This is a genomic window from Tolypothrix bouteillei VB521301 (genome assembly GCF_000760695.4).
GTDB classification, from domain to species: Bacteria; Cyanobacteriota; Cyanobacteriia; order Cyanobacteriales; family Nostocaceae; genus Scytonema; species Scytonema bouteillei_A.
This window is the reverse complement of sequence record NZ_JHEG04000001.1, coordinates 3,080,513-3,094,687: the sequence shown is the minus strand read 5'-3', so window position 1 is coordinate 3,094,687 and position 14,175 is coordinate 3,080,513. Positions and strand designations below refer to the sequence as shown.

Annotated in this window: 3 protein-coding genes; 1 reads left to right on the top strand and 2 read right to left on the bottom strand. The window is 39.4% G+C overall.

The genetic code is table 11. The annotated features are described in order from the left end of the window. Positions 1-60: 60 nt before the first annotated feature. Positions 61-1,680 (bottom strand): TAXI family TRAP transporter solute-binding subunit, encoded by a 1,620-nt coding sequence (locus HC643_RS12270; RefSeq protein WP_038081639.1) that lies wholly within the window; start codon positions 1,678-1,680, stop codon positions 61-63. 324 nt (positions 1,681-2,004) lie between these two features. On the opposite strand from HC643_RS12270, the gene HC643_RS12265 reads away from it, so the two are divergent. Then, the gene (locus HC643_RS12265) at positions 2,005-7,851 is read left to right on the top strand and encodes a trifunctional serine/threonine-protein kinase/ATP-binding protein/sensor histidine kinase (RefSeq protein WP_167844667.1); all 5,847 of its coding nucleotides are present in this window, start codon (positions 2,005-2,007) and stop codon (positions 7,849-7,851) included. A 234-nt stretch (positions 7,852-8,085) separates the two neighbouring features. Here the strand turns inward: HC643_RS12265 and HC643_RS12260 are convergent, their stop codons facing one another. Continuing rightward, positions 8,086-13,896: a trifunctional serine/threonine-protein kinase/ATP-binding protein/sensor histidine kinase gene (locus HC643_RS12260; protein WP_038083052.1), complete on the bottom strand. Its 5,811-nt coding sequence runs from the start codon at positions 13,894-13,896 to the stop codon at positions 8,086-8,088. Positions 13,897-14,175: the final 279 nt, after the last annotated feature.

Below are 14,175 nucleotides of genomic sequence, written 5' to 3'. Positions count from 1 at the left end.
CGTCCTAACGACTCGCGAACAAGAAAGGGCTAATAACTATTAGCCATTAGCTAATAACTATTATCTTTCAATCGCATCTCTTGTGGTTTTATAAGCTTCAATAAAGGTTCGGAAGGATTCTTGGGAAATTTCTTCTACGACCAATTTCTCTGCAACTTCTTTAAGAATAGCGTCTACTTTTTGCTGGAGTACATCCTTACTAATATGACTGTTTCTGAGTAACTCGACTATTGCTTTAATGTAACTAGCAGAAAGTTCTCGCTGCTTTTGTTCGATTTGTTCTTGGTTGAATTCTCTTTCACGCTCTATAGCTTCTCGTGAAGTTTTGTAAGCTTCATTGAATGTCCGGAATGATTCCTGGGAGATCCTTTCATCAATTAGAGCATCAGCAGCTTTTTTAAAGATTTCATCAAGCTGCTTTTGATTGCTTTCTAAGCTTCCAGAATTAGCTTTCATTAAATTAATGGCTGATTGAATGTATTCATCAGCTTCATTTTTTCTACTACTCTCCATCCAAGATTTTATTTGTCGAATCCATGATAAAACAAGCAGAAAAATTGTTAAAATTAAAGCTAAATAATCTGCATTTTCTTGAACAAAAGAGGGTTGATTTCTATCGTAAAAAGCAAGCGCACCTGGATGAAGTGGGGGAAGACCTGTACTTGCCGATTCTCTGGGGTCTTTAATGTTAGCAATGAGAGGTTTAACTTCAGGATGTTCTTGAGAAACAGCATCTGCGATCGCTTGCCTGTTTTCAAATATAATGCGAGTGATTTCTCGGATTACACTTTTATCAACTTTATCGCTTGCCACTAAAAGTCTTGAGACGGCTACAGTTGGCAAATCTTCTTCAGGTACGGCAGGATTTCCCTTATACGCACCTTGGGGAATTTTGGTATTTTCAAAAGCCGGATGCTTAATTTTCATAGCTTCTGCTTGTGCAATGCCGACCAGTCTGCCATTGTAATTCTCTACAAGTGTAGCGATCCCTCTATTTCCAACAGCACGAACGCGAAATAAAGCATTTGCTCTACCAGCTTTAAAATCTTCTTCTGCTTTTGTATCGTTGTAATCTTGTTGACCTTTTAAATTTCCTGTAACTACAATGTCTGATAAACCATAATGCTTAGCTATTTTCTGAAAAGATTTATATTGACCACCTTTTGCGGGCAAAGCAACAGTTTTTCCTTTTAACTGAGAAAATTGTTTAATACTAGGATCTCTAACAACTAACTGAAATAAATCTTGATATAAAATGGCTATGGTTCTTAATTCAGCATTTCCTCTCTCTAACTTTAATGGTTTCGTTTTACGAGTAGATACGTCCATTTCTTCAGAAGCAACATCTGCTTGTGCAGCCGCCATTTGCACTTGACCTGTTTCTAACATCTGCAAACTTTGAGAAGTACCTCCAGTTTCCCGTACTGTAATTTTGATATTAGACTTACTTTCAACAACTTTCTCGATTGCTTCACTGATAATGTAGCTTTCTCCTTCCGTATCTCCAGCCGCAAGAATAATTTCAGGTGCTGTCAAACGCCCTGCAAATCTCCACAAACTAAAAGCAAGTAAGCCCGTGCTAAAAAGTCCAAGACTGATAAAGACAAATTTAGAGAGCGGATCGAGTTGCTGAAAAAATCTTCTAAAAGAAAGTTTATGAGAAGTTTTTAACGCCGCCATAGATGTAAAATTTTAATCTCTGTTAGGGGATTATTGTATGGTGAGCCCAGTCTTTTATGGAATCACGTCTACAAACAGTGATTATGAAACACCAGAGTTTCTCATTTATTTACTACAAAAATTCTAAGTAAATATACGTAATTATGGTTGGCACTCGTTGACAAATCATCGAAGAAACCCAGGACAGCAAATTGAATTGCAACTCTGTTATGGGTAAAGGTACTGAATTTATTATTAAGATTTCGGTGTAAGTTTTTGCTTTGATATAAATCACTTAGCATATCTGGGAATACTAAATTCAGCAATCCCGAGGATGACCGCAGTATGATTGGCACTCTTGTCAGTATTCCCGGATATCGAATCGTTGAAGAACTCTACAATGGTTCGAGAACCCTAGTTTATCGAGCAGTTCGAGAGACTGATTCTTTAGCAGTAGTAATTAAACTGCTGAAAAATCCTTACCCCAGTTTCAGCGAACTCTTGTCGTTTCGCAATCAATACACCATTACCAAAAATATTAATTCTTTTTTAATTATTCAAACTTATAGTTTGGAAGCTTACCAAAATGGCTATGCCTTAGTGATAGAAGATTTTGGGGTAACTTCCCTGAATAATTATTTCACCAAGAATAATATCATATCCCTAGAAGAATTTTTAGAAATTGCCATCTCCCTCTGCAATATCTTAGATATATTGTACCGGGAACGCATTATTCATAAAGATATCAAACCCAGCAACATATTAATTAATCCTGAAACCAAACAAATTAAATTAATCGACTTTAGTATTGCATCTTTACTACCAAGAGAAACACAAACCCTTGTCAATCCCAATGTATTAGAAGGGACACTGGCTTACATTTCTCCGGAACAAACAGGCAGAATGAACCGGGGGATTGATTACCGGACTGATTTTTATTCTTTGGGTGTGACTCTCTATGAATTACTGACAGGAGAATTGCCATTTCAATCAAATGACCCGATGGAATTAGTGCATTGCCATATCGCCAAAGCAGCACCATTATTACGTGAAATTAACCCCCAAATTCCATTTGTGCTTTCAGAGATTGTCAGCAAATTAATGGCAAAAAATGCGGAAGATCGCTATCAGAGTGCGTTAGGACTGAAATCCGATTTAGAAAGATGTTTATATCAGCTTAAAGAAACTGGAGAAATTCAGAGCTTTGAAATTGGGCGGCTGGATGTGAGCGATCGCTTCCTCATCCCTGACAAACTCTACGGACGAGAGACTGAAGTTGAAACGCTATTGCAAGCCTTTGAAAGAGTCAGCCAAGGCGCAACAGAAATGATGCTAGTCGCTGGCTTTTCCGGGATTGGAAAAACCGCAGTTGTCAACGAAGTTCACAAACCTATTATCAGGCAACGCGGTTATTTTATCAAAGGGAAATTCGACCAATTTCAACGTAATATTCCCTTCTCTGCTTTTGTACAAGCATTCCGAGATTTAATGGGTCAATTGCTTACAGAAAGTGATGCACAAATTCAGCAATGGAAAAACAAAATATTAGAAGCAGTTGGGGAGAACGGACAAGTAATTATTGAAGTTATACCCGAACTAGAAAGAATTATCGGGGAACAACCACCTGTAGTAGAATTATCGGGAACAGCAGCTCAAAATCGCTTTAATCTATTGTTTCAAAAATTTACCCAAGTCTTTACCAGTGCAGAACATCCCTTAGTGATGTTTTTAGATGATTTGCAATGGGCAGATTCAGCATCAGTGAATTTAATGCAGCTTTTAATGACTGATACAAGTCATCTTTTCATTATTGGTGCATATCGCGATAACGAAGTCAATCCAGCACATCCATTGATGTTGACTCTGAGTGAAATCCAGAAAAATCAAGCAACGATTAATACAATTACTTTAGAACCACTCAATCAAATAAGCGTCAATCAGTTAGTTGCTGAGACGCTGAAATGTTCGTTGAGTTTGACATCCTCTCTGTCTAGATTGATAGTTCAAAAGACTCAAGGAAATCCGTTTTTTGCCACCCAGTTTCTCAAAGCATTGCATCAAGAAGAACTGATTCAATTTGATGTGGAGTTAGGCTGTTGGCAATGTGACATAGTAAAAGTGACGACTCAAGCAGTTACAGATGACGTTGTAGCTTTTATGAGCTTGCAACTCCGAAAACTCCCGCGCTCAACTCAAGAATTATTGCAGTTAGCTGCTTGTATTGGCAACTCTTTTGAGTTAGCAACTTTAGCTCTTGTTTCGGAACAATCAGAAATAGAGACGGCATCTGCTTTGTGGAAAGCATTGCAAGAAGGATTGATTTTACCGATCGGAGATGTTTATAAGTTTTATGTCGGGCAAGAGATTCTTGCAGTGACTCAAGAAAATCAAAAGGCTGTTACCTACAAATTTTTACACGACCGAGTACAACAAGCCGCTTATTCTTTAATTCCCGATGACCAAAAACAAACGACTCATTACCAAATCGGACAACTACTTCTGCAACAGATTTCCACACCAGCAACAGAAGAGCGAATTTTTGAAATCGTCAATCAATTAAATTATGGAACTACTTTAATTACCGAACAAATACAAAGAGATGAACTAGCGCAACTTAATCTGATTGCCTGTCGCAAAGCCAAAAATTCAACCGCCTATCAAGTAGCTGGTGAATATGCGGCAATCGGATTGTCCCTGTTGGGAGAAAAGGCTTGGCAACGGCAGTACGAAATGACCCTCGCCTTCCATGAATTAGCGGCAGAAGTAGCAATGCTAGGCGGTAATTTTGAGCGGATGGAGCAGTTCATTAATGTTGTCATCGAACAGGCTCATTCTTTACCTGAACAGGCAAATGTTTACTGCATGAAAATTTTAGTAAATACCAGCCAGAATAAACTGACCGTAGCTATTGAAATCGGACAGAAACTCCTGCAAAAGTTGGGTGTAAAAATTCCAGAAACACCGACCTCAGAAGATATTCAACAGTTAATGCAAGAAATTAGCGAATTAGTTGGAGCGCGGAAAATTGAAGATTTTGTTCATCTTCCTGTAATGACCGATGCAAACAAGATTGCCATTATCCAGATTGCCAGTAGCATTATGACACCAGCTTACATTTCTGGCTCTCCTTTGTTCCCATTCCTGACTTCTCTATCAGTCAAATTATCCATACAGTATGGAAACATCTCGACTTCAGCTTATTACTATGTTTGCTACAGCATTCTTGTCTGTAATTTCTTGCAAGATGTGGATTTAGCCTTACAGTTTGGTCAGTTGGCATGGAATGTGGCTTTAAAACTTGATGCTAAAGCGACTAAACCTGAAATATTAGAGATACTGGGAGTATTTATCTTTCACCGCAAATCTCACATCAAAGAAACGTTTCCACTCTTGAGGGAAAGCTACGCGACTGCTTTAGAAGTCGGAAATCTGGCATACGCCGGATATAGTGGCCATTGTTTCTGTCTGAATTCTTTTTGGTGCGGTCAGCCCCTTAGAATTCTGGAGCAGGATATACGCACCTACTACAATGGTTTAGTACAAATTAACCAATTGATAACAGCTAATTACTGCCGGATCTATTGGCAATCTATTCTAAATTTACTGGGTTTTGCGGAGCATCCCACCCTTTTGTCTGGGTCAGCCCTGCAAGAAACGGAACTTCTGCCCCTACTGCGGTCTGCTAATGATTTATCTGGGTTGTATTACTTCTATTTGTATAAGCTGGCTCTTTGCTTTTTGTTTGGAGAAGTTGAACAAGCTAACAATTATGCACTCTTAGACAAAAACTATTTAATAGCTGGTGTTGGAACAGTCTGCGAACCTGCATTTTATTTCTATGATTCTTTGATTGCTCTGGCACAATTGAGTCAATCTTCAGGCGAGGAATCAACCGCATTAGAGCGGGTGGCAGAAAATCAAACTAAGTTACAGCATTGGGCACACTATGCTCCTATGAATTACCAGCATAAGGTCGATCTCGTAGAAGCGGAAAAATTTCGAGTGTTAGGACAAAAATCCGAAGCAATTGAGCTATACGATAAGGCAATTTTGGGAGCTAAAGTTAACGAATATATCCAAGAAGAAGGGTTAGCAAATGAACTAGCAGCTAAATTTTATCTCAACTGGGGTAAAGAAAAAATCGCCCAAATATATATGCAAGAAGCATACTACTGCTACGCTCGTTGGGGTGCAAAAGCCAAAGTAGCCGACTTGGAAAGACGCTATCCCCAATTACTCGCCCCTATATTACAACAAACCCATTCTCCCCTCTCAACTAATGAAACCATCTTCGCTTTGGGAACTATCACCTCCACTACATCCGCTACTTCTAGTAGTGCTTCTGTAGCTTTAGATTTAGCTGCCATTCTCAAAGCTTCCCAAACTATCTCGAGTGAAATCGAACTGTCCAAGCTGCTTTCATCGCTGCTATCGATTGTCATCAAAAATGCGGGAGCCGATAAATGTGTGTTAATGCTGTTGCGAGAGGGACAACTGCTAATTAAAGGCTCGATTACTCTGGGGACAGAACCAGTTGTATTGCAGCGTCTTCCCATTGAACAGAGCTTGGATATTCCCCTGAGACTAATTTACAAAGTCAAGCACAACAGTCAGACTGTTGTGCTGCTTGATGCAAGTGCTGAACCAACCTTAGCCAATGACCCCTATATCATTCGTCAGCAGCCCAAAAGTATCTTATGCAGCCCAATTTTGCATCAAGGTAAATTGATGGGCATTTTATATCTAGAGAATAATTTAGCGACAGGGGCGTTTACTAGCGATCGCGTCGAACTCTTGAATCTACTTTGCTCTCAAGCTGCTATTTCTATAGAAAATGCCCAACTTTATGAACGAGAACAGGAAAAATCTAAATCATTACAAGCATCACTAGAAAAATTAAAACAAACTGAAGCATCTCTAGCTAAGGAACGAGAGTTTTTGAATGCCATTATCCACACTATTACCGATGGAATTGTTGTCTGCGATGCTACTGGGACTTTAACTCTATTTAATAAAGCAACTTGTGAATTTCATGGCTTACCAGTGGAATCATTACCGCCAGAACAATGGGCAGAATATTCTTTACTCTATCAACCTGATGGTCAAACACCCTTATCAAAAACAGAAATTCCTCTGTTTCGTGCCTTGCAAGGAGAAATCGTCAAAAATGTCGAAATGGTAATTGCGCCGAAGCAGGGTTCTCGGAGAAGTTTGTTAGCTAGCGGACAAGCAATCTTCGATGCTTGGGGTAACAAAGTTGGTGCAGTAGTTGCGATGCGTGATATTAGCGATCGCAAAAAAGCTGAACTTGCCTTGCAACAAAAATCCCTTGACTTACAACAAGCATTACTTGACCTGCAAAACGCTCAATTACAAATCGTCCAAAGTGAGAAAATGTCTGCTTTGGGTAACTTGGTTGCTGGTGTGGCTCACGAAATGAATAATCCTCTCGGCTTTATTTCTGCCAGTATTAAACAAGCTAAACCCACAATTTCTGATATTCTTGAACACCTGAAACTCTATCAACAAACTTTCCCCTCTAAGAGTGAAGAAATCCTCGACCACGAGTCAGAAATTGATTTGGAATATAGCTTAGAAGATTTACCCAAAATGCTTGATTCCATGACTATGGCATGTGACCGACTCAAAAATATTAGCACTTCACTCCGCACTTTCTCCCGTGCTGACAAAGACTACAAAGTATCGTTTAATATTCACGAAGGCATTGATAGCACCATTCTTATTCTCAAACATCGTCTCAAAGCTAACGAACAACGTCCGGCGATTGAAGTTGTCACTAACTACGGTAATTTACCACAAATTGAATGCTTCCCAGGTCAATTAAATCAGGTATTTATGAATATTTTAGCAAATGCTATTGATGCCTTAGAAGAATCCAATCACGGACAGAAACTTGAGGAAATTAAACATCAAACCAACCTAATTACAATTACAACTTCAGTAGAAAATAATCTAGCTAAAATTGCTATTTTAGATAATGGTAAGGGGATGAGTGAAGATATTAAACAAAAGATATTTGACCATTTATTTACGACAAAAGCTGTCGGAAAAGGTACGGGGTTAGGATTAGCTATCGCCCGTCAAATTGTGGAAGAAACCCATGGTGGAAAATTGAGGTGCAACTCTGTTTTGGGTGAAGGCACTGAATTGATTATTGAAATTCCAGTGTAATTTTCCACTTGGCATTTTACTCAGCAATTTGCCATATAGCAAAAAGACGCAAATAAAATCTTTGCGTCTTTAGAACGCTACTAGTAATGAGTTCATTTCCCGATATCCTCAATAAATTAAGGTTCTCGAACCATTGTAGAGTTATTCGTAGGACTTACGCACTGTACAAATTGACCATCCTATGTGTCAACGAATATATCTACAGTTTGAGTCAGTTGGAAAGCCTGGGAAAAGTTAATTTGTTGATTTTGCCTGAATTGGTAAACTAATAATAAATTCAGTTCCGGCTCCTAGTGTAGAGTTAACGGTAATTGTTCCGCCATGTTTTTCAACAATAATAGACCGAGCTATAGCCAATCCCAATCCCGTTCCTTTCCCCACAGCTTTTGTAGTAAACAAGTGGTCAAATATTTTTTGTTGAATTTCTTCAGTCATGCCTTTCCCATTATCAGCAATGGTAATCCTGACAAGATGGTCTGCTAGGTTAGTAGTAATTGTAATTCGATGGGGATGAGCTTGAATCTCTGCCAAAGTCAGCCCAATATTTGACTCTTCTATTGCATCAATAGCATTAGCAATAAGATTCATAAATACTTGATTTAATTGTCCGGGAAAGCATTCAATTTGAGGGAAATTCTTGTAGTTGGTGACAACTTCAATCGCCGGACGTTGTTCGTTGGCTTTCAGGCGATGCTTGAGAATGAGAAGGGTACTGTCAATGCCTTCGTGAATATTAAACGGCACTTTGCAATCGCGATCGGCACGAGAGAAAGTGCGGAGACTAGTGCTGATATTTTTGAGTCTGTCGCACGCCAAAATCATGGAATCCAGTATTTTTGGGAAATCTTCTAAGCTATATTCCAAGTCAACTGACTCTGCATGGTCAAGGATTTCTTCAGTCCGATTGGGGAAAGTTTTTTGATAAAGTTTTAAGTGTTCTGCAATATCAAAAAAAGTGGGTTGAGCTTGTTTGAGACTAGCAGAAATAAAGCCCAAAGGATTATTCATTTCGTGAGCTACACCCGCAACTAAGTTACCTAAAGCTGACATTTTCTCACTTTGGATGATTTGTAATTGTGCTTGTTGCAGGGCAAATTCAGCTTTTTTGCGATCGCTAATCTCTAAAAACAATCCATCCCAAAATACCGAACCATCGCCACGCTTCTCAATTCGCCCTTCTCCATGAATCCACTTGACGATTCCTGAAGGAGTGATGATCCGCCCTTCCCATTGCCAGGAGGAACAGTTTTGAATGGCATTAGTCCTAGACTGCTGAAAACTGACCGTATCCTCTGGATGCACCAGTTCTGGGAGAAACTCTGCTGTGGCTGCAGCTTGTTCGGGGGTAATTTCAAACACGCTGTGACAGTTAGCACTAATATAGATGAGTGAGATAATGCCATCAGGAGTCATGTGATATTGATAAACCACTCCGGGCACGTTGTCTACTAAATTGTGGAAGCGAGACTGAGCAGCACTCAATTCGGCGAATGACTGTTCTAACTGTTGGGCATATTTCTGGGAACTTTCATACAGTCGGGCATTTTCTAGTGAGATGGCAGCTTGAGCGCAAAGTAAATTCAACAGCTCCATGCGATCGCTAGTGAACGCTCCGGTTGCTAAATTATTCTCTAAATATAATATTCCCATCAACTTGCCTTGATGCAAAATCGGACTGCACAAGATACTGTGAGGCTGTTGGCGAACAATATAAGGATCGTTGGCTAAGGTGGGATCTGCTTTCGCGTCCAGCAAGACAACAGTCTGTTTGCTGTGTTTGACTTTGTAAATTAGCTTTTGGGGAACATCCTGGCTGTCTTCAATGGGAAGGCGCTGCAACACGACGGGCTGTGTTCCCTGAGAGATTAATCCTTTTACTAGCAGGCGATCGTCTCGCAACAGCATGAGCACGCATTTATCAGCCCCAGCATTTTCGATGACAATTTTGAGTAACGATGACAGCAGTTTTTCCAGTTCGATTTCGCCTGAGATAGTTTGAGAAGCTTTGAGAATAGCTTTTAAATCTAGGATATCTGAAATACTGCTGTTAGAAGTAACTCCACTGGTGGAGGTGAGAGTCCCCAAGGCGAAGATGGTTTCATCAGTTGAGAGAGTCGAACGAGTTGGCTGTAATATAGGGGCAAGTAGTTGGGGATAGCGTTTTTCTAGATCGACAACTTTAGCTTTGGCTCCCCATTTCGCATAGCAATAGTAAGCTTCCTGCATATATCCGGCAGCTACTTTTTCTTTTTTCCATTCCAGGTAGAATTTAGCTGCCAGTTCGTTTGCTAAGGCTTCTTCTTGGAGGTATCCGTTGACTTTAGCAAGAGAAATAGCGCGATCGTAATAATCCCCTGCTGCGTAATTGTTGCCTAAAACCCGATATTTTTCTGCCTCTACCAAATCCACCTTGTGCTGGTAATTCATGGGTGCATGATGCGCCCATTGCTGTAACCGGGTTTGGTTTTCTGTTACACTCTGCAATGCTGCCGATGTTTCTTCTAACTGTGGATTCAATTGTGCCAAAGTCATTAGAGAATCATATAGATAAAATACTGGTTCGCTGACTAATCCCGCACCTGCTACAAAATAGCGCCTGACTTCAATAGCATGATTTTTCGCTGGCTCAATTTCTCCAAACAAGAAGCAAAGCATGAGTTTATACACATGGAAAATATACAATCCATATCCATCATCGGCAGATTGTAGTTGTAGGAGAAATTCTGTTTCTTCAAGGGCTTTTCCAGACAAAAGGGTGGTATGTTCTGCAAAACCTAGGAGATTTAAAACTGGTTGCCAATAGATTCTGCAATAATTTGCGCTTGTCAATTGATTTAATTGCATTAAACTATGGCAGTAAGCGCAAATATCCTGCTCTAAGGTAGCCAGGGGTTTACTGCACCAAAAAGAATTGAGACAAAAACTGTGGCCATTGTAACCAGCAAGTACTAGGTTGCCAAATTCTAGGGCACTAGTGTAACCTTCTTGCAACATGGGTAGTGTTTCTTGAATGTGAGAGTTGCGGTGTACAATAAACAACCCCGAGAGCATCAAAACATCTGTTTTACTGGCTTTGGCATCGAGTTTTGGGATAATCTGGAGTGCCAGGGAACCAAACTGCGTTCCTGTATCCACGACTTGGAAGAAATTGCAGAGAATATTGCCATAATTCGCATAGCCGTAAGTAGACGTCGATGTGTTACCGTACTGAATCGAGACTTTAACGGACAAAGTATTCAGCAATGGGAACAAGGCTGAACCAGTGAGGTAAGCTGCTGGGCTGATGATACTGGCAATCTTGAGAGTAGCGAGTTTTTCTGCATCCCGCATCTCAGGTAAGTTAACTAAATCGGCAATTGAGCGATCGCCAATAAGTTTCTCAATCTCTTGGATTTCCCGTTGAAGATCTGATGGTGTGGGTGTTTCAGGAAAGGTTACACCAAGCTGTTGTAAGATTGTTTGGGCGATCGCGATCGCTGAAGTTAATTTACTTTGGAAAATCTGAGATTGAATTCTAATGCAGTAAACATTCACCTTTTCTAATAAAGAATGTGCTTGTTGAATGACAGTATCAATAAACTGTTCCATCGCCTCAAAACTACCATTTAGCAGTGCTACTTCCGCCGCTAATTCATGCAAGGCGAGGGTCATTTCATACTGCTGCTGCCAAGTATTTTTTCCTAACAAAGATAATCCTACCGTGACATATTCACGCGCTGCTTGATAGGCGGTGGAATTTTTGGCTTTGCGAGATGCAATTAGATTAAGTTGTGCTAGTTCATCTCGTTGAGTTTGTTCTCTGATTAGAGAAGTTCCATAATTTAATTGATGGACAATTTCAAAAATACGGTCTTCTCTTGCTTGTGCGGAAATCTGTTGCAGTAGCAGTTGTCCGATTTGGTAGTGAGTTGTTTGTTTTTCACTGTCAGGAATTAGGGAATAAGCGGCTTGCTGTACTCGGTCATGTAAAAATTTATATGTAACAGTCTGTTGCTTTTCTGATGTACCTGCAAGGATTTCTTGCCCAATATAAAACTTATAAATCTCCCCAATTGGTAAAATCAATCCTTCTTGTAAAGCCTTCCACAAAGCTGCAGCCGTCTCAAGTTCCGATTGTTCGGAAACAATTGCTAAAGTTGCTAAATCAAACTGATTGCCAATACAAGCTGCTAATTGTAATATGTCTTGGGTATATTGTGGTAGTTTTCGCAATTGACAACCCATAAAGGTTACAACATCATCTGTAACTGCTTGAATTGTCACTTGGGTCATGTCACATTGCCAACAACTCAAATCAAAATTAAATTCAATGAATCCATCTTGATGTAATGCTTTGAGAAATTGAGTAGCAAAAAATGGGTTTCCTTTGGTTTTTTGATGGATTAATTGAGAAATATTATATGCCAAATCTTCTGTGCATTTAAGAGTATCAGCTACTAACTTATTGACTTGTACTTGATTCAGTGGTGCTAAATTAATTGTACTAATTTTTGCTTGTTTTTTTTGAATTTCATTCAAAGTCAACATTAGTGGATGTGCTAGATTAACCTCGTTATCACGGTACGCACCAATAATGAAAAGATGACCTGCATCAGCCATTAACAGCTGCATTAAATTCAATGATGCCGAATCTGCCCATTGCAAATCATCTAAAAATATGACTAATGGATGTTCTGCACAAGTAAAGACGTGAATAAATTTTTGGAAGAGTAAATTAAATCTATTTTGTGCCTCGGTTCCTGATAACTCTATTGCTAGTGGTTGTTCGTCAATAATTCTTTCTAGTTCGGGAATAACTTCAATAAGGACTTGACCATTTTCGCCAACTACATCTAAAATTTTCTTTTTCCACTGCTCTAGTTGGACATCACTTTCCGCAAGCAATTGTCCCATTAAATCTCGAAATGCTTGCACAAATGCACTAAAAGGAATGTTGCGTTGAAATTGGTCATATTTACCTTTGACAAAATAACCGCGTTGGCGAACAATGGGTTTATGCACTTCGTTGACCACAGCGGTTTTTCCAATTCCAGAAAATCCAGCAACGAGCATTATTTCTGTTGCACCTTGACAGACTCTATCAAAGGCTTGAAGCAGGGTTGAGATTTCAGCTTCTCTCCCATAAAGTCGATCGGGAATGATGAAGCGATCGCACACATCCCTACGCGCAATTTCAAAATCAGATATGACACTAGTTTCTACGAGTTGTTGCAAACATTTTTCCAAATCAAACTTCAAGCCTAAAGCACTTTGATATCTGTCTTCAGAATTTTTTGCCATTAATTTGCAGATAATTCTGGAAACGATCGGAGGAATTTCAACATTCGTTTCGTGGACTAATGGTGCTGTTTGAGCTAGATGACAATGCACTAATTCTATTGAATCGTTAGACGCAAAAGGTAATTCTCCTGTTAGTAATTCATAGAAAGTTACACCGAGTGAATAGAAGTCAGTGCGATAATCAATTCCTCGATTCATTCTCCCTGTTTGTTCGGGAGAAATGTAAGCGAGTGTCCCTTCTAAAACATTAGGACTGATAAGCGTTTGTGTTTCTCTTGGCAATAAAGATGCAATACTAAAGTCAATTAATTTAACTTGTTTGGTTTCGGGGTTAATTAATATATTACTGGGTTTAATATCTTTATGAATAATGCGTTCTTGATAGAGACAATATAAGATATTGCACAAAGCGATCGCTATTTGCAGAAATTCTTGTAGAGATGTTGTGTGTAAACTCTGTAGATGAGCAAAATAATCTTTTAGAGAAATTCCCCCAAAATCTTCCATGACCAACGCATAGCCGTTTTGGAAAGGTTCGAGGCTATAGGTTTGGACAATTCCGGAATAGTTGAGGTTTTTGGCAATGGTATATTGATTGCGAAATTGTACGAGTTCGCTGAAGCTAGGATAAGGAGTCTTCAGCAGTTTAATCGCCACTGGTAATGAGTCCGCTTCGCGATACCCACGATAAACCAGTGTTCTCGAACCATTGTAGAGTTCTTCCGTTATATGATATCCAGAAATACTAAAAAGAGTGCCAACCATAACTGCGCTCATCTTGAAAATTGCTGGATTTAGTATTCCCAGATCTATGGAGTCATTTATATCAGCACCAAAATTTGTATTGGAATTCCTTAGAATTCCAATCTTAGCAAGGAGGTTAACGCCATGCTTCCTTCATGAAAACCATAATCGCATAAGTCAGAGGAAGCGATTGCTAGAAAATACCAATTCCACGTGCAAATGCATAGAACAGCAATAAATAAAGCTCATTCTAGATAAGGATTTGACAGATAGGAGTTCTGTGCAATTTCACAAAGAATT

Excerpts from the sequence above, each read along its gene's own strand:
- HC643_RS12270 (WP_038081639.1), bottom strand. The coding sequence starts at position 1,680 with ATGGCGGCGTTAAAAACTTCTCATAAACTTTCTTTTAGAAGATTTTTT.
- HC643_RS12265 (WP_167844667.1), top strand. The coding sequence starts at position 2,005 with ATGATTGGCACTCTTGTCAGTATTCCCGGATATCGAATCGTTGAAGAA.
- HC643_RS12260 (WP_038083052.1), bottom strand. The coding sequence starts at position 13,896 with ATGGTTGGCACTCTTTTTAGTATTTCTGGATATCATATAACGGAAGAA.